Source organism: Shewanella sp. GutDb-MelDb (genome assembly GCF_002836075.1).
In the GTDB taxonomy this organism is placed as follows: Bacteria; Pseudomonadota; Gammaproteobacteria; order Enterobacterales; family Shewanellaceae; genus Shewanella.
Map to the genome: position 1 here is coordinate 1 of NZ_PJBM01000112.1, position 21478 is coordinate 21478.

The window sequence follows — 21478 nt, forward strand, 5'->3', positions numbered from 1 at the left end:
AATGTACAGTCGGTCATTAATAATCTAAGGGGATGCAACCTACTAATCTTTCATACTATTATAATTATCAACATGATAGCCAAAAAAAATCATTACAATGTTAAGATCGGAGTCAACTTATGCCCGACATGCTTAGATGGAGAAGGGTTTAATCAGCTTTACAAGCTTCTTTCTCAGACAGCTAGTGACAACATAGTCTTTGAGTTAACTGAAAATTCTGGCGTTGAATATACAAGTCAAGTTATTGATAGAATACTTAAAATTCAATTGCTTGGCTACGACATTGCGATTGATGACTTTGGTGTAGGAAATAATAACATTAGTCTTCTAGACTCCATATCACCTCGATTCGTTAAAATTGACAGGTTGTTCGTTACGGATATTGAAAATAGTGAGCGGCAAGTTTCTATGGCTCGCAACCTAATAGATATAGCGAAATCACACTCATCTATAATAATCTTTGAAGGTGTAGAAAGAATATCCCAAAAAGATGCCTTAACTGATATAGGAGGGCTCATTCAGCAAGGACACCTTTACCATTTAAGTGAAGATAACAAGTCATGAGTGAGATGCTTTGATGACGCACCATGTAATGTGACGCATACTAATGGTGATGATTACTCATCGGATTTTAGATATCTTTCACATTGTCTGGCTCGCTACTTTATCCAGAGCCATAGGGTCATTTGATGATACAGATGATTTACTCTTCTTCGCGCTGAACAGCGCTTCATACGACTTCAGGTCTCACGGACACAAACGAGTTAACATCTTCTCAAAGTGGTTCCAATGACCTGTAGTCTGCACATGTGGAAGATACTGCTGAGGCTCACTTTACGCCATATATGAACAAAATTATCCTGCAATAAAGTCTAATCGTTTACATCAAAGTGAGTTACTTTTACTGGTCTAAACGCGAGTAGGTCGTGACTCATTTCCATTTAGCCGTTGATAACGGTTATTTCGCAAGCTGTGGCAATCAGGAATACCAAAAGCAGTGCTACAAGTAGAATGTATGCGTAATAAATAAAGAATGCTCACTAGAGTAATTGGTGATGCCGTTCAAGTCGCTCAGAGACAAAGCATTATTAAAGGCTCCCGTTGCGTGAATAAAATGGTTTCAGATTTTTAAATATGCGGGGAATAGGCCTATATCACCAACATTAGTCTTATTTGACTGTAACGTTTGTTGGTTTTTTTTACATTTAGTTTATTTTCATAGAAAACTATCGAGTAACACTGCCTCCATATTTTACATTAGGTCAAGCTATAACAGCCTTTCAGCATTAACAGCCCTCATACTATAAGTGTAACACCTGCTTAACATGTTGTTTTTGTATGGTTTTTGTATTCACAATGTCGATTAGTTATGTTTAGATTGCTTTACCGAACACCTTGTTTGACCATAGATAGAGTCAACTAGTACGTACGGTTCAATACTTTTTAGTTAGCTCAACTTTAGTCAGCTAATAACGTAATATATCAAGGACAGATATGAAATTATTTCCCCCTACCACATTGGCAATAGCCTTATTAAGCGTAAATGCAATGGCCGCTGAGGATAACGCTTTTCAACATGAAGCTACCGTTGGTTACCTTACCAATTCAGATGAAATAAGTGACGGCATTCTCGGTGTTAGCTACCGATATTATGCAAGTCCTGTTGAGCAAAACTCCAGCCCTTATGCACTCAACGGGTTTCTTTCCCAAGAGTCGAATATCGGTGCAATCTATTCAGATTTTGACGTGTTTGACATTAACACCGTCGGTGTTGATGGCACTTATGTTTTCGATTCCAATTGGTTTGTGGGACTAAATTACCAACGTACTGGTATTGGTATTGGTATTGGTAATGTTGACTTCAACACCTACGGTATTGAGTTAGGTTATTATGTTAATGAGAACACCTCATTGTCAGCTTTTTTTGATGATGGCACAGCTGACAATGCTGAAGAACGCTACGGCTTAGCCATTCGTCGATATTTAGCGTTAGACTCAACGCCCGGTATTGATTTGTCGGCTAACTGGTTGCATGCGGATTCTGAAAACTACTACATTTTAGGTGCTGACTGATACGTATCTAACTCATGGTCAGTTGGCTCAGGCTATACGCGTGATGCTGATAACGGTGATTTCGACCTAAGAACCGCGTATTGGTGGCGTATTTCCGATGATTTTTCGGCTAATGTTTCTGTTTCAAAAATCATAAATGAAGATATTGACGGTGTGGACCTAGGTATTACGCTTACAGGTCGTTTTTAATCTAGTGGCTATTCAAGCTTGACTAATGCTTGCAGCATCTGGGTGACCAGTTTGAATAAAGGCAACTTAGATGCTGTAGAGAGTAATGCTATAACTGAAAACGTAAATGTGTGCAATAGCTTGCTTTAAGTGCGCTGATGCTTAAGCAGTAATGGCTTTTGCATCACGTTCTATCTTAGGTTCTTAAGTAAAAGGACATTCCAATGCTCAAAAAAATTATTATCCTTATCTTTATATTCAATACCTCTACGGTGTTTGCTTATTACCCTACCTATGTAAGTCAAACAAAGCACTTAACAACGATTGGCTACAAACATAATAATTGGAGAGATATTATTGTTGATAGCACCAGTATGGGAAAGCCGATCCATGATGAAGTGAAAGAAATACTTAGCACCATTAATAATAAATTATTTGAGGTAGTTGAGGCAGACGCTAGAGAAGAGATTAATGATACCCCCACTCTAAGGTTTAGAAAATTAAAAAGAGCTCAATTAATAGGACCTTTAAATACGAAGATAATCACACAAAGTAATGGTGTAGTTACCGTTGAGCTTAGCGGCTTTACATTCGATGCAGAAGTAAAGGTTGATTGGCTTGGGATCACTCTATATGGAGATGTTGATACATCTACTCTCAGGTTTGCTGCCGACTATAACGTGAGTACTGGAAGGGTTTACAATCTTCGAGATATTGGCAATTTGCAGGTGGATATAGACATTGACGGTAATGGCATTATAAACAGTATAGTGGCTGAAACTTTAGATGTATTACAATATATTTTCTTCCCGGATTCGGTACAAGATGCTGTAGATGAAGCTATCAATGAACTCAACGATAATGAGTATTACGTAAAGGCTTTTGATAACGTAATTCTTCCGCAAACTTGGATTGTAGATGGTATCGATATAGGCCTTGAAATAAAGGATGCGATAAAAGGAATTAATCCTGGGGAGTATATTTCAATCAGCTTATCTGAATGGGATGAACGTTATTACGAAGGCTCAAAGTATCGTTATTACTATAAGAATAGAGCCGTCATTGATATCTCGAATGAATATAAGTTTGATTATGGTAACGAACCGGTTTATGCGACAGGGGATTGGATTAACCCTTGTGCGGGCCCCGGTGGAAGTACCAGTGGCTGTTACGAACCTTAGAAATTAAAACGTCATTAATAAAGGGGATATTTATGAATAAAATTATAATAGTTATTTTTTTATTAAACACACTGGCCTTTTCTGGCTGTACATCATTAAACGACGTACAGCCCAATAGTGATGTTCCAATTGCGAATCAAATTAATATCGGTGATACCGTAGTGATAACGATGCTAACTGGTGAGGCTATCGAGTTTTCAGTAGAAACAATCACGAAAAATAAAATTTCAGGCGAAGGACAAAATGTAGATGTAAAAAAAATAGAAAAAATAGAAAAAAGAGAGTTTAGTGGCGCTAAAACTAGTCTTTTGGCTATTTCAATTGCGTACCTTGTTGGGGTTAGCTTTTGGGGGGTCCTTTTTTAAGATGGGTTCTTCGTTTTTTGAAACGATAAAGTCCGCGGTAAAAGTGGGCTTTATTTTTGGGGAAGCTATGTTAGGTGTTCTTTTGTGAAAGTGTGGCTATTCTTTCTCTACTAGTCAGGGATTAACTAATCTTTTTTTGTGGTTTTTCGCAGGCAGTAAGCCCCTTTTAGTATTCAAGGCGGGATCAAGTCGATAGAGGCCGACTGCTCTGATGACTTAGAGGTTATTCGGGTGGCTGCACAGGGCTTATGATGGTGACGACCTCTTGTCATGACCCTCGTGCTATAGCTGATGGCATCATCTTCCAATCGAAGCATGCGAGTGCAGTTGCGGCAATGCTGGACAATATGATTACAGAAGTTTCTGGTTAGTTACCAGATTTTTGGTTCTTCTCAAATCTGGGGCTGGGTCTTTTAGGGTATCTACCCATTAATATGTGTGGGTCCACACCAATTTTATCCCTTGAATAACAGCACCTCATATTTTTGGGCTTTTAAATCGAGAAGATAGTGCTAATAACAGTTCTTTAGTATTATTAATGGCAATGGATAATTAGTTGACAATAGCTAACAATCTCTTATGGTGGATTCATCTAACGATGGTTTTTTGAGCCGTAGTGGTACTTGAGACATACCTACAAGAACTCTAGTTCTGCAAGGACGGTAAACAAAATAAATGTCCTCTAAGCCAAAACTAGAAGGGGACGGGGGAAATAAGCTAAGGACTCCTTATTGAAAAGACCTCAAACAATTTTCTGATATTTTGGACCTGTAAGCTTGTTCTTAAGTTGCTTTCCAATTTAATAGTTGTTCTGAGAACCATTCGCTAAATCTGTATCTTGGAGCTGTACCTGAACCTCCGGCACTCGAAAGTCTAACAATACAGTTTTTACTCGACATTAATTTGAGGATATTGATTAACTCGTTATGCTCTTCTTCATAGTAGACGTAATCCTCATGAAAGCCACCATAGGAATACTTTTTGCTGGCAACGGAAAAGTCACGCTGAAAAACCTCTTTAGGGTCTTCTAAGTCTGTCTTCATTTCCTTCAAGAGTGTCGGGTGGTCTATGCAAAGACTTTTAAAAACTTCGTTTTGGTTAACTCGATGTTCTTTGAGTTTTCTCTTATCTGTGTATTTAGCTGCAAAATAATTGCCACAAGCACCTGTTGCAGTACCGATTAAAAATCCGATCCCTGTACTCAATATGTCCATATGAGGTTAACCTGAAAACTTTTCTGAGACGATTGACAACAGCTCATAGCAACAACCTGCAAATTCAAGCTTTAGGTCTTCTAAATCATCACCATGAATAATTATTTGGGGCGACTCCTTATGTATAGGGCAAGAAAGGATTCCGACAGTTTCTCTTACTTGTTCTTCGATTGAGTTAAAAATGCTTTGCCTTAACGCATTACCTACGGAGTTTACTTTTACTTCTTTACCATCGACTTTGAATGAAATCTTTAACATTGGTTTACGCTATTAAATTTGTGAAATGTCATAGGGTTTTCATTGAGGCATTACGTATGATTTGCAAGAGTAGTGCTGGGTAAATATATGAATATCATAGAAAGAAAAGGTTAAACTTTAGATTTAACTCTTAGTTGCTTGTTGAGAGTTTAAATGAGTGGTACAAATAGTGCGACATTAACGAATTAACTCAACTTGGGTCATTTCTGAATTAGTAAATGGGTGCTTACCTCGCATCCCCTCGCAATGATAACTTGTGAACTCGGCCAGACCTGGAAGGGAGCAACCGCAGCAAGTGACTCATGTGCCGAGGTGTGGCTCTGGGGGAACCTCCAATCTCTTAGTACATCAATAACTTAGCTCAGAATAACCTCAGGTGATACACTTGGTGGTACACTCTATGAGTAAAAGTAACTCTGTTTCATCCCCTTATTTGTTCCAATCTCGTCATGGCATCTGGTATGCGCGAATAGTCGTACCTGAAGAGCAACGAAGTTCCTTGATAGACGATAACCGCCAGAGGTTACTCGCAGTCTCTGTCGGTCGATAACCAAAGGGCCGTTGACTTGACATTAAAGGTTATTTTACTGCCTATATGTGACTATTAACAAAGACAAAACAATGTGCGTCAAGCGACAAATATCAATAAATATCAATAGATAATCATCTATATTGTTTCTATACGACAGTTTATCCGTTCCAGTTTGATTACCCTAAACTCTTCTTATCTCTATCAACACCATATAGCCCTCATTATGTTTCATCAAGGCAGTTGGTATTGCTTTTTAAGGTATTCAAAGATGATGTATTCTATTTCAAAGACTCGCCTGTACCTGGCTACCGATAGTCTGGATTGGATGATAAACCGCAGCATTAAACAATCTCTCTCGCTGCAAGATGCCGTGCCTTTAGCTGCTGGGGAAGACAGCGTTCCCAATAACCCCGTAGAAACCTTATATATTCATATTCCCTTCTGCCACACTCTGTGTCGTTTTTGCTCATTTCATAAGGTTAAGTTTCAAGAGACCCTCGCCAGAGAGTATTTTAAGGCATTGAGGCAGGAGATACGCGAGGTCATCAGCAGAGGCTACCGCTTTAACCGTGTGTATATCGGTGGCGGCACCACTACGATCCTCGAAGATGAACTGATTAAGACGATAGAGCTTATCAAGAGCTTGACGACAATCCGTGAAGTCTCTTGTGAAAGCGACCCCATCTATTTCAGTGAAGGAAATCCTAGTCAGCTGAAGGGCTTAGTAGATCGTATGTCGATCGGAGTACAGAGCTTTGATGATGTCATACTCAAAAGCACGGGGAGATTTGAAAAGTTTGGCTCAGGTGAGCAACAGGCTGAGTATGTCAGTCGTGCTATCGAATTATTTCCTACTGTCAATGTCGATATGATGTACGGCTTTAAGGTGCAGACTGCAGACTCGGTACGACAAGACCTGCTACAGACCATGGCGCTGAACCCAGATCAAATCACAACGTATCCCTTGACGGTTGGGATTGGAAAGAACCGCAAGAAAGCCGGATGTTTGGCAGGAGACCCTCATGAACTTTGGCCTCAGTTTTTGGCGGTGAAGCAAACATTGGCACAGCGCTATGAAATGGATTTCCCCTGGACCTTCAGTCGTAATTTTGGGCAGCCAGTGAAAAATAAATATGTACTCGACGGCGAAGATTGCCTGGGCGTCGGCTCTGGAGCGTTTGGCCGTTTTGGCGAACAATTTCGTATCTCAAGCTTCGATATTGCAGATTACATCCGCTTAATGAACCAAACCCAATCCGGTACTTGTTACACTAAACCGCTAGAAAGTAAAGCGGTGATGCAGCACCACTTAATGATTATGATGGGACACGGACATCTGGATAATAAAGTGTTTAAGGATCATACCGGCCGTTCTCTGTGGCAGGCTTTTCCGCTGGAAATGAGTTTTTTACTGGCATCAGGGGCAGTTGTAAAGCAGGGTGATGATTATCACACCACTGAGCAAGGGCAATTTATCGCCCTGAAGATGTTTGTTGGTTTCCTTAGTGGCATGGATCACCTCAGAGAGCAGGCGAGGGATCTGCCATTAACCAGCATTTAGTCATTAATGACTACACGCTGGGGTTTCTATTTGAAGTTAGCCTAATACTCATATACTTCAACATAAAAGGCCTCACAGCGATGTGAGGCCTTTTATTTTTCTGCTAGAGCGTATGTTCAGAGCCTAAACTCTTATCGATATGGTTAAGCGTCAGATCTAAAGGTAGATGAGGCGGTTACACAAAATGATTTACAGATAGTAGCTGATCAGGCTGAAGCAATAGGGGGAAGCTTGCAATCAAATTGTTTGCTCCCCCTTTTGTTTAACCTTCTTTCTTTTGATTTGCTTTTAAATATGCTCTGGACTTTTCGAGTGCTTCTTGGATCTCGGATTTCATTTGTTGAAGTTCGGCGTAATTTTCAAAAAAATAGGTATCAACCAAATGCCTTATGTATCGAGTGGGTAGTTGATTGAGAGTAATACAGCATAGATCAGCAAGGTAGTCTTCAGGTAACTCGTCTAACAAACCTTCATCTGAAAGCAGCTCAAGTAAAAGAACTTCATAGTAATTTCTAATTTCTAGTTGCATACACCTCTCCCTGAATCGTCTCTGTATATGACGTGGTCAATCTAATGAGACTGGATTTTTAAGCTTATTCGGACCACACAGTATTGGCGGCTAAAAACAGTTGGCTATGTCGAATGTTCAGCAAGTCCTTATCGTTACTGTATCCCCCTCCAATGACACAAGCAATGGGTATTTCGGCTGACTTTGCTTGTTGTATTACGTCCTCATCTCGCACAAATATCCCCGTGGTACTGATATCAAGATAACCCAGATTGTCATCAGCGTGAATATCGACGCCAGCATCGTAAATGATAAGATCGGGTTGGTGCAGGCGAATAAGATAAGCGAGGGCTTGTTGCACCGTTTCTAAGTACTGTTTATCAGTGGTTCCCCGCGGCAGTTCAATATCATAATTCGATTGCTGCTTTCGGGCGGGAAAATTTTGTTGGCAATGGATAGAGCAAGTAATGATATCGTCAAAAACAGTCGTTATTGTCGCGGTACCATCACCTTGATGTACGTCGCAATCGAAAATTAAAACAGTTTCAATATTAGGCTGCTTTAATGCTTGCAGCGCAGCGTAGCTCATATCATTAAAGATACAAAAACCACTACCAAATTCATGGTGAGCGTGATGATAGCCACCACTCAAGTGGATAGCACAACCGTACTCAATGGCTTTTAAACACGTCAGTTCAGTCCCCGCAACAGAGTAGAGTGTTCTTTCAACTAGAGTCTCACTCCAAGGAAAGCCAATCCGACGCATTGATTTAGTATCAAGTGTCCCTGTAATAAATCCGCGGACATAATTGGGACAGTGAATACTGGCTAATTGGTTTTGAGTGACTTTTTCTGATGCAAAAAATTGCGATTGTGAAGCTATTTTTTGTTCGAGTAAGTATTGGTATAAATAGCGGTATTTTGTCGACGGAAAGCGGTGTTTGGAAGGTAACGCCAGCTTGGAATAGCTGGCGTGATAGATCAACGGGATCATACTCTAAGAGACTTAAAGTTGTTTTATTGCCCAGCCCATGAATTCTTTACGTGTTTTCTCATCTGCGTGTAGCCACCAGTACTGCAACATCTGTTCAGCTTTTGCGGCATCAGCAGCAGTTGTTGTTACTGTTTGAGTCGCTGTAACGGCAGTCGCTGCGACAATAGGAGAAGGTTTACTTACTGGAGCCGTAGGTACAGCTGAAGCTGCCGCTACGCCGCCAGTAGCAACAGCAGCTTCTACATCAACATCTGTTGCTGTGTTGCCGCTAAATAGACGCGAGACAAAAGATTCCTCAGCGATATTAGTCTGAGTAACTTGGTAATTAACGACCTTATTATCTTGTCGAGTGATGACGACTTGAGGAGCCTTGGCAAACTTAGCGGGATGCTTTACAAAATCACCGTCAGCGGGCTTCATGTGATACTCATAATCACCATCCACTTTTAGAGTGATGATAAAAGGCGAAGACTTAATATTGGTTTCGCTATCACTAAAATCATCTTCGACAAGATCATTGTATCGAACGGCGATCTTGTGGGTACCATTGCTGAGTTCGAGTTCAGACTTATGGTTAAATAAACTGGTTTCAACTTCTTGCCCATCAAGCGCGATATATTCAAATGACATTGGAATATTCAAATTTGCAGCAAATGCTGCAGAGGAACCACATAAAGCGAGAATAGCGGTTATTGGTAGTAGCGGTTTCATTATTGCTCCTTAACGATTTTGGCCCTTGAAAGGTCGCTCGAATAATTGGATACGATCTTCAATGTAGCTGGTGGCTTGTCGACACTTGCCGAGGCGAGAGTGTTGAGCAAGGATCTCATTCTGTAGCTTTATTTTGTCAGCACTATGACAGTTATCAAGAGAAGATTGCAAATTTTCAATTTTTTGTTCAATAATCTTAGCCCAGTTCAAATGTTTGTTAAGTTCTTCATACAGTTGATGGCTATTTTGCATAACATTTGATGCGATCCAGCTAAAGCCGCTTTGCTGGTGAGCTCGAACTCCACGCTTTATTGCATGCGCGCGTCGAGTGCGTTTTTGCTGTTCTAACGACTTAATATTAATACCGGTTGTAGCAAGTGCTCGGCGAACGGCACTAAAGCGGTCTTGTATTTTTTCACAGCTAGATATAATGGTGTAAGGAGAGCGTTTAGCATTGATGAGTTGTTGTAGCTGAGCTACATTTTTTGAAAGCTGATCGATACAAGGTTTAAGTTGAGCGCCTTCTTGCACAAATAATTCATTATTAAAACGCTCAACGTCTTGCATCATTTTTCGTTGTCCAGCGGGCAAGTGGGCATCGTGTTGCAACACCTCTTGTTCTAGCTGCTTTAGCTGGTATTTAAGTCGATTGATGAGTTCGCTGGTTGTCATGCCCATGCACTCCAGGCCAATTGTGCTGCGATTAATAGAATCATGGTAACGAAAATAGGGCGAATGAACGGCAGTCCAAACTTAATGGCTGAATGTGCGCCAATATAAGAACCAATCATCATACAAATCCCCATAGCGAGCCCTATGGTCAAATGAACTTGACCCATGACCAAAAATATAATGAGCGATGTTAAATTGCTGGTAAAGGTCATTGCACGAGCAAGCCCTAAGCTATAAAGCAAAGGCAACTTATGCATACCTGTACTGGTGACGGTCCAGAATGCACCAATGCCTGGCCCTGCAAAGCCGTCGTAAAACCCAAGAGGTAAGCCTTGCAACCATTGCATTCTTTTACGCTTAGGTTTTACCGGTATTTCACAGTTTTTACAGCCCATGGCGTTAGGCTGGAATAGAGTATAAATAGCGATGGTGATAATAATTAACGGTAGCCATTTTTCCAGCCACTGGTTATCGATAATCGAAACCACAAATGTGCCGATAACTGCGCCGATGAAAGTGGCGATAAAAGTGTGATACCACAAGCTAGGAGAGAATAATCTTTGCTTATAATAAGTAAATGCCGCCATAGATGAGCCAAAACAGGCTGCCAATTTATTGGTGGCAAGTGCCATGTGGGGAGGGATCCCCATGGCTAATAATGCAGGGATAGAAAGCAGTCCACCGCCGCCAGCTACAGCGTCGATAAAGCCTGCAATTAAGCCTATCAATGCTAACAAAGCCCAGCTACTTGGCTCTAGTAATAAATCCAATCGTTGTCCTATTCAATAACGCGTCGAAAAGGCGGTAGGGCATCTAATAATGATTTTCCATAGCGCTTGGTGACTAAGCGTCTATCTAAGATGGAAATCCGGCCATAATCCTGTTCTTTTCGAAGTAATCTACCACAACTCTGTACCAATTTGCGCGAAGCATCTGGGATTGTCAGTTGTAAAAAGGGGTTTCCACCCTTTATTTTAATATATTCTGAATGAGCTTGCTCAACCGGTGACGTTGGCACTGCAAAAGGTAACTTAGTAATGATGAGGTTAGTTAAATAATCACCTGGTAAGTCGAGGCCTTCTGAAAAACTGCCTGTACCAAAAATAATACTGGGTTTGCCATCATCGCAGCGTTGTTTATGTTGCTTTAGGATCTCTTGTCTTGGCAACACGCCTTGGACCAGTAATCCTGTTTTTATTTTACTTTCAACAAGGTCTACGACTTTTTCCATTTGCCAATAAGAGGCAAATAACACCAAACTGGCCATTTCATCTTCAACGAGTGCGATGATTTGCTTAGCGAGCTCATCGGTATAGTTGTCATGTGTTGGCTCTGTATCCATATGGGGTAAGAATAACGTCGCATTTTGCTCAAAATCAAACGGTGAGTCGAGCGCAAGATAGCGACTGCCATCGTTTATGGATAAGCCCACTTGATGAGTAAAGTGATTAAAGTTATTGAGCGCTCTGAGTGTTGCACTACAAAGCACCACACCAGCCGCCTTTTCCCAGAGTAAATTCTCTAACATAAAGCCGACTTCGATCGGTGAGACACTGAATAAGTAATCAGCCTGCTTACCTGTGAGTTGTTCAATCCAGCGTGCCATTGGCGCACCTTTAGGGCTATCTTGCTTAGCCATCATTTTCCACAGCTTTTGCAAGTTTTCAATGCGCTGCAGCATAAAGCCTGTTTCTGACAGTAGCGCTTCAGATTGGTGCTTGGGAATATCACCATCTTTTATCGCTTCATTGAGCAAGGCCAACATTTTGTTGAACTGTTTCAATGCCACATTGGAAGCTGTAGCGAGGTTTTCGGCAAGAATAAGCAGTGCTGGTGGTAATTTACCGTGTTCGAAACGAAAGCGGTTTTCTGGATTATCAAATTGGTTAGCTTGAGCATCACAAAAGTGAGCAACTTGATTGAGTAATCCGCTAATATCGCCAACATGGTCGAGCATTGCCTGTGCAGGCGCAATGATATAATTGCTCTTAATCTGGTTTTGAAGCTTTGAGGTTGTTTTGGTGAGTTTTTCAAGCCAATCGGTCGCGCCACGGATGGTGGATTGAGCGCTACTAAAGTCACGAGCAACAATGGGCAGGTGGTGTGCTTCATCGATGACATAATAAAGATCTGCAGGATCGGGCAGAATGACTCCACCGCCCAATTCCAAGTCGGCAAATAGCAGACTATGGTTGGCGATTAATACATCCCAGGTATCGAGATCTTCTCGGGCTTTATGAAAAGGGCAATTTCGATGACTTGCCAATTGCTTATGACAGCTATGCTTATCACAGGCAATCTGTTGCCATAAGTGATCCGGCAGAGGTTGAGTTAATGTATCGCGCTCACCATTCCAGCGAGACTCTTTATAGTCCTTTAGCAGTCCCTCTAACATATCAACCTGGCTTTGATCTGGCTTTGATTGCCACATCGCCATTTGATTACTGTCATCAGGACCAACAAGCATCTCTAACTTAGATAAACACACATAGCGTTGTCGTCCTTTGACTAAGCCAAAGGTAAAGTCTAGACCGGAGTGTTGCAGAAAAAAGGGTAAATCTTTATGCAGTAATTGCTCTTGCAATGCGACGGTTGCAGTCGCGATACAGACCTTTTTTTTATTTGCTAACGCTAAAGGAATTGTCCCCAAAATATAGGCCAGTGATTTACCGATACCAGTACCAGCTTCGACCACGATGATGCGTCGCTGCTTGTCATATTCCCCCGCAAGGGTTTTTGATATTTCCGCAACAATATAATTTTGCTCCCGGCGAGAGCGAAAATTGGGCAGAGCTAAAGCAATACCTTTATATATAGTACGGATCTGAGTTTTAACGTCTGCGGATAACATGAATGCACTGGTCCAGTAAATAATGCTGTACATAATAACAGTGATTACATAGCCTAAGAAGTGTTAAGTGATTATTCGTGAATTTATTTGAGTAAACAGCCATGACCTCAACAACCAATGTGCTTCAGACAATAAAGGGGCGGGTGCTAACCCGCCATGCAATACATCGGCAAGATGGACTGTGCCTACAGTACTTTATTGCCACACAATCTGGGCCGGTGACCGTTGAGATTCCACAGCAAGAACATGTGTGTTTTATTCGTACGATTGATGAAAATATTATTAATCAACATCAAGAGTTAAAGCACATTCGTCGTAAGCGGCTAACGCTTAAAAGTTTCCAGCATGAAGACGTCACTGCGCTGTATACCCGAGATCTGAGACATCAGCGCAACCTAATACGGATTGCGAAAGACCAAGGTATTGAACTCTTTGAAAGTGATATTAAAGCTGAACATCGATTTTTAATCGAACGCTTTATTGCTCTTGATGCTGAATTTAGTGGTCATTTCGAACCTGCTGTACAGGGAGCCCAGCCACGTTTTATCGCTCATAAAGCCAGACGAGCAGAGGCTGTACAATCGCTTAAAGCCATTTCACTCGATTTTGAATGCAGTTTTAGTGGGGAACTCTATTCTGTTGGTTTATACGGTCAGACAGAAACGGGTGTGGTGTTTGAAAAAGTCATTATGGTGGGTGAGCCACAACCGGTTGAGGTTGATTATATTCAGTGGGTTGCAAACGAACCGGCACTCATTCACCACTTGATTGCTTGGTTTGCAGATTACGACCCCGACATTGTCATTGGTTGGGCGGTGGTGACTTTTGATTTAGCCCTATTATATCGGCGCGCGAAACACCATGGTATTCCGCTTACTATTGGGCGCAGCAACCAAAATTTGAGCTGGAAAGTTGATGATAAATATAGGCCAGAGACACTGCGATTACCAGGAAGAGTGGTACTCGATGGTATTGATTGGTTGAAAGCGGCATTTTATCAGTTTGATCGTTATTCACTTGAGTTTGTGTCGAGAGCATTGTTGGATGAAGGCAAAGCTATCGACAATGTGGGTAACAGAATGGATGAAATTAATGATCTGTTTGCCAACGACAAGCCCGCGTTGGCGCACTACAACCTCACTGATAGTCGTCTAGTCTGGGATATATTTGAAAAAACACAGCTGTTTGAATTTGCGATAGAGCGGGCAAAGTTGACGGGGCTTGAGCTTGGACGTGTGGGAGCATCGGTTGCTGCATTTATGAATTTGTATTTACCGCACTTGCACCGAAGTGGTTACATCGCTCCGAGTGCACCCGCCAGCGATGGCATTGAGAGCCCCGGTGGCTATGTGATGGACTCCGTTCCTGGCTTGTATCGACATATTTTGGTGTTAGATTTTAAGAGTCTTTACCCATCCATCATTCGAACATTTCTAATTGATCCTAAAGGGTTAGTTGAATCATTACATCAACAAGAGTCTGACACCGTAGAGGGCTATTTAGGGGCAAGGTTTAGTCGGAATGAGCCCATTTTACCTCGCTTAATTAAGCACCTTTCTGAACAACGAGAGTTGGCTAAAATTAACCACAATGCACCGCTTTCTCAAGCGATAAAAATTATCATGAATTCACTATATGGTGTGCTTGGCTCTCGAGGTTGTGTTTTTCATGACGCTAAGCTCGCGAGCTCAATTACTATGCGTGGCCATGAAATAATGAAGCAAACCCGTAGCTGGATAGAGGCGGCGGGCTTTGAAGTCATTTATGGCGACACCGATTCAACCTTTGTCTGGTTAGGTAATGATTTTGATGAAAGTAAAGTGCAGGCCACTGGTAAGGAACTTGCTGCAAAAATAAATCAACTATGGCTACAGCGGCTCACTGATAAATTCGGTATTGATAGTTTCTTAGAGCTAGAGTTTGAGACTCACTTTGAACAGTTTTTTATGCCAACGCTCCGCGGTTCTGCCGAAGGTTCAAAAAAACGTTACGTCGGCACAAAGAAGGATGGGCTTGGAAAAACAACATTAGTGTTCAAAGGAATGGAACAAGTACGCAGTGATTGGTCGCCGCTGGCGAGAAGAGTACAGTATGAACTCTATGAGCGGTTATTTAACCAGCAAGATATCGAAGCGTATATCAAGCTCACTATCGATCAGTTAAACAGTGGTGCTTTGACGGAAGAATTGGTCTTCGTTAAAAATTTACGTCGCAACCTTGAAGATTATACTGCAAAGTCATCTCCTCATTTAAAAGCGGCAAGAATACTCTTTGAAGCAACCGGTGATCAAAGTGTCACCAAAAAAGGGGCAAGGATCGAGTACGTAATGACAACGTCTGGCGCCGAACCGCTATCTCATCAAAAATCCCCCATTGATATTGATTACTACATCGACCGCCAATTAGGGCCTATTGCTGAGCCCATACTTTCAATAATGAATAAAAGTTTCAGTAAAGTTACATCAAATCAAATGACGTTAATTTAAGCAGGGCCATATTAACGCCTTGCTATCTTTATGTTAACAATTGGTTCGATCCCTCGGCTGTTATAGGCTTGCGAGTTAAATTGGTGCAAAATATGGCTATTTTTGTGATGTTCGTCTTTGAGTGATTGCTAATCTTTTGCTAACCTCGTCTGCAAATAGGATAGAAAGAAAACAACGGAATGGAAATATATTGAATGAAGCAGATTGAACATAATTAAAGGTTAGGCATTAGATGAAAAAGACTTTAGTAGCATCGGCATTAGCCGCAGTAATTTTTGTACCCTCAGTATCAGCAATCGAAGTTTATAAAGATGATAAAAACGCAGTAGAAATTGGTGGTTGGATTGATGCTCGAGTGATCAATACACAGGGTGCTACAGAAGTCGAGAATGGTTCGTCGCGTATTAATTTCGGTTTTACCCGCAACATGGGCGATGGCTGGAAAACATTTGCAAAGATAGAGTGGGGCGTTAACTTAGTTGGTAATAGCTCAATTACAAACTCTAGCGGTACTTATGCTAATGAATTCACATCAGAGAGCAACGATTTCTTAAGCACTCGTTTAGGTTACGTTGGACTTGCTCATGATACTTATGGTTCATTAACTATTGGTAAGCAATGGGGCGCTTGGTATGACGTGGTTTATAATACTAACCTCGTAAATACTTGGGATGGTAATACCTCTGGTACTTATACTCTCAATAAAGCGGACGGCGCTATTAATGGCACCGGTCGTGGTGACAAAACAGTTCAGTACCGTAATGCATTCGGTGATTTTAGCTTCGCAGTTCAAGCACAGCTAAAGCAAGATAGCTTCGATTTGTATGAAAGTGATAACTTCCCAGGATTCATTGACGCTGCTGCAGTTGCCAACAACAACCCTATTGCAACGGTTCAGTATGACAACACTTACGGTGCTTCTGCAACTTATAATGTGTCAGATGACCTAGTCATCACCGCGGGTGCTAACGTAGGTCAGTTTGATGCTGATTACCAGTCAGGAAAGTCTGTCAGTGAAACTGATTTGATCTTTGGCGCGGGTGCGACTTGGGGTGAGTTCAATGGCAAAGGCTTTTACGGTGCAGTCAACGTTAACAAGCAAGAGTTCCACGATACTGATAACTTGAACCGTTATATCCCTGAAGCATTGGGTATGGAATCTCTGTTCTCTTATAAGTTTGATAATGGTCTTCGTCCTCTTGTTGGCTACAACATTTTAGAAGCCGGTGATGAATACGGCGATGCTTACAATGGCGATGTGTTCAAACGTCAGTTCTTGCTTGTTGGTTTACATTACGTTTGGGATGACAACACTATGTTGTATCTTGAAGGTCGTAAAGACTTCAGTGATTTCACCAGTTCAGATAAAGCACAACAAGCAGCGATGGAATTCTCGGAAGATGACGGTATCTCTATCGGTATTAGATATTACATGTAATATTTAGTCGGTCATTACCTTAGGTAATGATGATTTAAAAAGCCAGTAGCTTAACGCTGCTGGCTTTTTTTGTTTAAAACCGACCCGTTATCAAATAGTTCTGATAAGAGTCTCAATTTAGATGTTTAATGCCACTCCTCTCCCTTATCATCTCAAAACTAAAGTTCTTCACTAAACTAGTGGTCTGAAAAATAGTTCTTCTAATAAAGTCACAAATGGCTCTTTTGATGCAGGGGTGATTCAATTGTGAGATTTTCATTGTAAAGGCGTAAGTGTATTGATTGAAAATCAATCAAGATCTATTTTTTATTGATTATTTGAATATTTATCTTACACAGAGATATCCAACTTTGTTTTTATACATTTAATACAGGGGCTTATCGTTTATCTATGTGTGGTGTCTATTACTATGTAGTTGTAAAAATAAACTTACAGCATAGGTCTTCATGATCAACTTTCTTTAGATTAACTCATGACTTTAAGGGCATATGATCGATAAATATCTGACGTTTTATTGTCTATAATTATAATTATGAGCCGCTATTCGTATGAGTACAATTCAGTTTAAACCCTAAATGACAATACGTCTTTGAAATCAAGTTGGTATTAAATACCCATTATTAACAGTGCCTTAAAGTACTGGTCGTATTATTTCCTGATTGTTAATATTTGATTGTGATTTTTTGCTAGCTCCTCCTCCCTTGCACATTGTTCAACATTATTTTCAGAGGATTTCCATTAAAAAATATCTAATGAGCCACAACTCCTTGTTGTAAGCATTGATGGCTGAATTGTAGCTAATCAGTGTCACAATTGTTGTAAAATTGTTTCCATTGTGTTTTTATTCGTGTGCAAATGAAACTAAATGTAAATATCGTGTTTCATTTTTGTTGATTCAGATAAAACAATAAAACAATAAAAGAAAGTTCAGGGAGATTTACAATGTATAAGAATAACTTACTTGCTAACTCAGTGCGTTTAGCACTTGTTAGTGGTGCAATGACTGCCGCGTTTACTGCTCCAGCAGTGTTCGCAGCAGACGAAGAAACGGTTGAACGTATCGAAGTTACGGGTTCTCGCATTAAAAGAACTGATATGGAAGGGGCTAACCCAGTAACGACAATTGATGCTGCCGCAATTGAAAAAATGAGCGTTAATAACGTTGGTGACCTTCTACAAAATTTAACATCATCAGCAGGTGCTGCAACTAACACTCAAACTAACAACGGTGGTGATTCAAGTACTCGCTTCTCGCTTCGCGGTATTGGTTCTGAGCGAACGCTGGTATTAATTAACGGACGCCGTGTTGTTGCCGGTGGTGGAGGTGCTAACTCTTCTGTTGATTTAAACACTATTCCTACAGCTATCGTTAAACGAGTTGAAATTTTAAAAGACGGTGCATCTGCGACTTATGGTTCTGATGCAATTGCTGGTGTTGTTAACATTATTACAAAAGATGACTTTGAAGGCTTTGAAGTTAAGTTAAATTACGGCGGCAGCGACAAAGGTGATGCGATAAGCAAAGGTGTTGATGTTACCTTCGGTGCTGCTAGCGATCGAGGCAACGTAGTGGTAGCACTTGGTTATAGCGACCAAGGTGATGCATTCATGGGAGATCGTTCTTTTTCTGAATTTGAACTTCGTGCCTATGAAGACGGTACAACACAGGAAGGTGGTTCTTCAGCGCCACCATGGGTAAATGCTAACACAGCAGATGGTCGTGTAACTCGTGGTCCAGAGTATGGGGATTGGAGAGCATACGATGGGGGTACTGACTCATATAACTATAATCCTGTTAACTATCTACAAACACCAAGTAAGCGTCGTTATGCATCAGTATTTGCAAACTACACATTAGGTGAGTTTGGTTTCTTAGGTGAAGTTAATTCTTTTGCTGAAGCAAGTTATGTTCAAACAACGGGTAACCGAGTATTAGCTCCCGAGCCACTAGCGCCGCTGATCTTCTTTGGTTCACCTGCTCCGTACTCGCCAAATAACTATTACAATCAAAAAATGGGTCCAAAAGATTCTAACGGTAATGCTTATGTGATTGATGATTGGCGTCGTCGTATGGTTGAAACTGGTGGCCGAGCTAACGAGCGAGATTATAAAACATTCAGAACTGCCGTTGGTTTCAATGGTGCTTTGGAAAATGGTTGGGATTGGGAACTATCTTATGTTTGGGGTCAAAGTGACTCTGTCGAAAAAGCAGCAGGTTATTTCAATTTAGATCGTGTTGCTGAAGCTGCAGGACCAACTGGTTGGTTAGATGCGAATGGTAACTTAATTGTAGATGGAAATGGTGATGCGGTAGTTGATGCAAGCGGATCGCAACTAGTATGTCTAAATGAAGAAGGCGCAGCAATTGATGGTTGTGTACCGTTAAATATTTTCGGAACGCCAGGCTCGGCTGACCAAGTTTCTCCTGAAATGCTTCAATACATTTCTGGTGATTATAACACCACTGAAACTGGCCAGAATAAGCAAGAAGTATTATCAGCAATTATTTCAGGTGACTTGTTTGAATTACCAGCTGGTTCAGTAGGTTTTGCAGCCGGTTGGGAACAAAGAAAAGAATCAGGTTCTTACACTCCAGATTCGCTAATTCTACAAGGAATTACTACAGCTGGTTCAGCCGTTGGAACTAGCGGTGGATATGATGTACAAGAATTCTTTGGTGAATTAATTGTTCCAATTCTATCTAATGCGCCAATGGCTCACATGCTTGATTTTGAAGCCGCTATTCGCTATTCGGATTACAGCACGTTCGGTACGAACACTAGTGGTAAATTGGGCATTAAGTGGATGCCAGTTGAATCACTAATGGTCCGAGCGACTTTATCTGAAGCATTCAGAGCACCTACAACATCTGATTTATACGGTGGCGCGTCAGTTGGTTTCCCTGAAGCGACGGATCCATGTGATGGCAATTTCTATACTGATGCAGAATATACAGCACTTAAAGCATCGCCAAACTGGGCTAACTGTACTGGTACTGGCGTACCTGCTAATGGTTATGATTCAGGCGGAGTAGAACAGATCCCTACCAACGGTGGTGGTTCTGAAAACTGGGCTGGAGCAACTGAACTCACTCCTGAAACTGCAGATGTACTAACGGTTGGTTTCGTGTTTAACCCAGACTTCATAGAAAACTTCTCTATGAGTGTTGATTACTGGAAAATTGAGCTAGAAAATGCAATTTCTACAGTAGGAACTCAAACTCGTTTAGATGGTTGCTTTAATTCAACTGAATATTGCGACACCATCACTCGTTTCGGTGCAGATAGCGCAGCAGCTGGTGGCATCATTACGGTTGATAACTATACAGTGAACGTGGGTGGTATTAATACTTCTGGTATTGACTATGATTTCCGTTATACGTTTGAGACAGGCTTTGGTGATTGGGGACTAGGTTTAGACGGTACGTATCTATTAGAGTACGACAAGCTTCTTGCTGATGGTTCTGTTATTGACCATGTTGGGCGTTTTGAAGTCAATCATGATGGTATGTTTGCTGAACTAAAGACTAACTTTACAATTAATTGGTCAATATCTGATTTTGATACTGCATTAATTACTCGATATATTAGTGGTGTCACTGAAACTGAAGCAGGTTGGTGGACTGATCCATTTGATAGAGATGTAGAGTCAAATATAGTTGTGGACTTTCAAACTAACTACGCTGTTTCTGAGCACTTAACGCTTACTGCTGGTGTTGATAACTTGTTTGATGAACAGCCACCGTTTGTATATTCAGCATTTGGAGCTAATACAGATGTTTCAACTTACGATGTTATAGGTCGTTCTATATACCTTCGTGCAGGAATCCGATTCTAAACTAGAGATAAGTCAAAGGGCGCATTTTGCGCCCTTTTTGCTTTAAGTTGGCGAGGTTATGAAATATATAGCAATAGTTTTATTGGCGCTACTTACAGGTTGTGAGTCCTCACAGGATATGTTCAAAAACTACCGGTATTAGATGTGAAATGCTTGCGAGAACAGGTGCGAATAGAACAACAAAGGTTTGTAGAACTGCTTATTCCTCACTAAATAGAAAGCAAAGAACAGGCTATACAATACTTAAAGAAAGTGGCTTACCTAAAGTAACTTAAGGAAAAACAATGCGAATTTTTTTACTTCTAATCATCTTGGTTCTGTGTGGGTGTGAGTCCTCGCAGGATATGTTTAGAACACAGAGTAATGAAGGCGAGGTAGTAGACCTCGGAATTAGATGTGAAATGGTGGCAAGGACTGGTAGTAACAGAAAAACCAAAGTCTGCAGAACCGCAGAACAGCTTGCTAATGATGAAGCCGTTGCTGAGCGCTCGATGGAACGCATGCAGAAAACAGGAGTTACAGTTGGTAATTGAGTTTACTCATTAAGTAGAACACAGAGGTCGTTAGTGCAGTGTGTTCTACTATTCTAATATCTAAATTAATCCAATTCCCCATTATATCTGCTCGTT

General features: G+C 41.0%; 17 protein-coding genes and 1 other RNA gene. 10 read left to right on the forward strand and 8 right to left on the reverse strand.

Annotated elements, in window-relative coordinates:
- From CXF82_RS02160 to CXF82_RS02175, 4 genes are all read left to right on the forward strand, one after another.
- A partial coding sequence (locus CXF82_RS02160) for an EAL domain-containing protein (protein ID WP_219621766.1) occupies window positions 1–564 on the forward strand: 564 nt, incomplete at its 5' end.
- A 930-nt stretch (window positions 565–1494) separates the two neighbouring features.
- A complete protein-coding gene (locus tag CXF82_RS02165) occupies window positions 1495–2073 on the forward strand; it encodes a putative porin (RefSeq protein WP_257982714.1) in 579 nt (192 codons plus the stop codon).
- 392 nt (window positions 2074–2465) lie between these two features.
- Window positions 2466–3422, forward strand: a complete 957-nt coding sequence (locus CXF82_RS02170) for a hypothetical protein (RefSeq protein ID WP_102043595.1) — start codon at window positions 2466–2468, stop codon at window positions 3420–3422.
- 32 nt (window positions 3423–3454) lie between these two features.
- A complete protein-coding gene (locus CXF82_RS02175) occupies window positions 3455–3787 on the forward strand; it encodes a hypothetical protein (RefSeq protein ID WP_102039640.1) in 333 nt (110 codons plus the stop codon).
- Window positions 3788–4569: 782 nt separating this feature from the next.
- Here the strand turns inward: CXF82_RS02175 and CXF82_RS02180 are convergent.
- Both CXF82_RS02180 and CXF82_RS02185 read right to left on the reverse strand, forming a co-directional pair.
- Window positions 4570–5001 (reverse strand): hypothetical protein, encoded by a 432-nt coding sequence (locus tag CXF82_RS02180; protein ID WP_102043596.1) that lies wholly within the window; start codon window positions 4999–5001, stop codon window positions 4570–4572.
- A 6-nt stretch (window positions 5002–5007) separates the two neighbouring features.
- The gene (locus CXF82_RS02185) at window positions 5008–5259 is read right to left on the reverse strand and encodes a hypothetical protein (RefSeq protein ID WP_102043597.1); all 252 of its coding nucleotides are present in this window, start codon (window positions 5257–5259) and stop codon (window positions 5008–5010) included.
- Between the two features lie 230 nt (window positions 5260–5489).
- Here CXF82_RS02185 and ffs point away from each other — a divergent pair.
- The 3 genes from ffs to CXF82_RS02195 all read left to right on the forward strand — a co-directional run bounded on the left by ffs (window position 5490) and on the right by CXF82_RS02195 (window position 7352).
- An RNA gene (gene ffs / locus CXF82_RS02190) (signal recognition particle sRNA small type) lies at window positions 5490–5584 on the forward strand.
- A 75-nt stretch (window positions 5585–5659) separates the two neighbouring features.
- Window positions 5660–5809 carry a hypothetical protein gene (locus tag CXF82_RS22240; protein WP_180961155.1) on the forward strand — a complete coding sequence of 50 codons (150 nt, stop codon included), beginning with the start codon at window positions 5660–5662 and terminating at the stop codon, window positions 5807–5809.
- A gap of 250 nt (window positions 5810–6059) precedes the next feature.
- Window positions 6060–7352 (forward strand): coproporphyrinogen III oxidase family protein, encoded by a 1293-nt coding sequence (locus tag CXF82_RS02195; RefSeq protein ID WP_101093576.1) that lies wholly within the window; start codon window positions 6060–6062, stop codon window positions 7350–7352.
- A 262-nt stretch (window positions 7353–7614) separates the two neighbouring features.
- On the opposite strand, the gene CXF82_RS02200 is transcribed toward CXF82_RS02195, so the two are convergent.
- The 6 genes from CXF82_RS02200 to dinG all read right to left on the reverse strand — a co-directional run bounded on the left by CXF82_RS02200 (window position 7615) and on the right by dinG (window position 13088).
- On the reverse strand, window positions 7615–7881 hold the full coding sequence (locus CXF82_RS02200) for a late competence development ComFB family protein (protein ID WP_101093575.1): 267 nt from the start codon (window positions 7879–7881) through the stop codon (window positions 7615–7617).
- A gap of 64 nt (window positions 7882–7945) precedes the next feature.
- Window positions 7946–8854, reverse strand: a complete 909-nt coding sequence (locus tag CXF82_RS02205; protein ID WP_102043598.1) for a histone deacetylase family protein — start codon at window positions 8852–8854, stop codon at window positions 7946–7948.
- 12 nt (window positions 8855–8866) lie between these two features.
- Entirely contained in the window at window positions 8867–9565 is a 699-nt protein-coding gene (locus CXF82_RS02210) for a DUF2057 domain-containing protein (RefSeq protein WP_101093573.1), read from the reverse strand.
- A 9-nt stretch (window positions 9566–9574) separates the two neighbouring features.
- The gene (locus CXF82_RS02215; protein WP_101093572.1) at window positions 9575–10237 is read right to left on the reverse strand and encodes a primosomal replication protein; all 663 of its coding nucleotides are present in this window, start codon (window positions 10235–10237) and stop codon (window positions 9575–9577) included.
- Complete coding sequence (locus CXF82_RS02220) at window positions 10234–11007, reverse strand: sulfite exporter TauE/SafE family protein (protein WP_102039635.1); 774 nt, start codon at window positions 11005–11007, stop codon at window positions 10234–10236. The genes CXF82_RS02215 and CXF82_RS02220 overlap by 4 nt, the downstream gene beginning before the upstream one ends.
- 8 nt (window positions 11008–11015) lie before the next feature.
- The gene (gene dinG, locus CXF82_RS02225; RefSeq protein WP_101093625.1) at window positions 11016–13088 is read right to left on the reverse strand and encodes an ATP-dependent DNA helicase DinG; all 2073 of its coding nucleotides are present in this window, start codon (window positions 13086–13088) and stop codon (window positions 11016–11018) included.
- 101 nt (window positions 13089–13189) lie between these two features.
- On the opposite strand from dinG, the gene CXF82_RS02230 reads away from it, so the two are divergent.
- The 3 genes from CXF82_RS02230 to CXF82_RS02240 all read left to right on the forward strand — a co-directional run bounded on the left by CXF82_RS02230 (window position 13190) and on the right by CXF82_RS02240 (window position 20849).
- Entirely contained in the window at window positions 13190–15574 is a 2385-nt protein-coding gene (locus CXF82_RS02230) for a DNA polymerase II (RefSeq protein ID WP_102043599.1), read from the forward strand.
- Between the two features lie 232 nt (window positions 15575–15806).
- Window positions 15807–17012: a porin gene (locus tag CXF82_RS02235; protein ID WP_101093569.1), complete on the forward strand. Its 1206-nt coding sequence runs from the start codon at window positions 15807–15809 to the stop codon at window positions 17010–17012.
- 942 nt (window positions 17013–17954) lie between these two features.
- Complete coding sequence (locus tag CXF82_RS02240) at window positions 17955–20849, forward strand: TonB-dependent receptor domain-containing protein (protein WP_102039632.1); 2895 nt, start codon at window positions 17955–17957, stop codon at window positions 20847–20849.
- The last annotated feature ends 629 nt before the right edge of the window (window positions 20850–21478 follow it).

Bases quoted from the DNA above. Each gene is read 5' to 3' on its own strand.
- CXF82_RS02165 (WP_257982714.1), top strand. From the start codon at position 1,495: ATGAAATTATTTCCCCCTACCACATTGGCAATAGCCTTATTAAGCGTA.
- CXF82_RS02170 (WP_102043595.1), top strand. From the start codon at position 2,466: ATGCTCAAAAAAATTATTATCCTTATCTTTATATTCAATACCTCTACG.
- CXF82_RS02175 (WP_102039640.1), top strand. From the start codon at position 3,455: ATGAATAAAATTATAATAGTTATTTTTTTATTAAACACACTGGCCTTT.
- CXF82_RS02180 (WP_102043596.1), bottom strand. From the start codon at position 5,001: ATGGACATATTGAGTACAGGGATCGGATTTTTAATCGGTACTGCAACA.
- CXF82_RS02185 (WP_102043597.1), bottom strand. From the start codon at position 5,259: ATGTTAAAGATTTCATTCAAAGTCGATGGTAAAGAAGTAAAAGTAAAC.
- CXF82_RS22240 (WP_180961155.1), top strand. From the start codon at position 5,660: ATGAGTAAAAGTAACTCTGTTTCATCCCCTTATTTGTTCCAATCTCGT.
- CXF82_RS02195 (WP_101093576.1), top strand. From the start codon at position 6,060: ATGATGTATTCTATTTCAAAGACTCGCCTGTACCTGGCTACCGATAGT.
- CXF82_RS02200 (WP_101093575.1), bottom strand. From the start codon at position 7,881: ATGCAACTAGAAATTAGAAATTACTATGAAGTTCTTTTACTTGAGCTG.
- CXF82_RS02205 (WP_102043598.1), bottom strand. From the start codon at position 8,854: ATGATCCCGTTGATCTATCACGCCAGCTATTCCAAGCTGGCGTTACCT.
- CXF82_RS02210 (WP_101093573.1), bottom strand. From the start codon at position 9,565: ATGAAACCGCTACTACCAATAACCGCTATTCTCGCTTTATGTGGTTCC.
- CXF82_RS02215 (WP_101093572.1), bottom strand. From the start codon at position 10,237: ATGACAACCAGCGAACTCATCAATCGACTTAAATACCAGCTAAAGCAG.
- dinG (WP_101093625.1), bottom strand. From the start codon at position 13,088: ATGTTATCCGCAGACGTTAAAACTCAGATCCGTACTATATATAAAGGT.
- CXF82_RS02230 (WP_102043599.1), top strand. From the start codon at position 13,190: ATGACCTCAACAACCAATGTGCTTCAGACAATAAAGGGGCGGGTGCTA.
- CXF82_RS02235 (WP_101093569.1), top strand. From the start codon at position 15,807: ATGAAAAAGACTTTAGTAGCATCGGCATTAGCCGCAGTAATTTTTGTA.
- CXF82_RS02240 (WP_102039632.1), top strand. From the start codon at position 17,955: ATGTATAAGAATAACTTACTTGCTAACTCAGTGCGTTTAGCACTTGTT.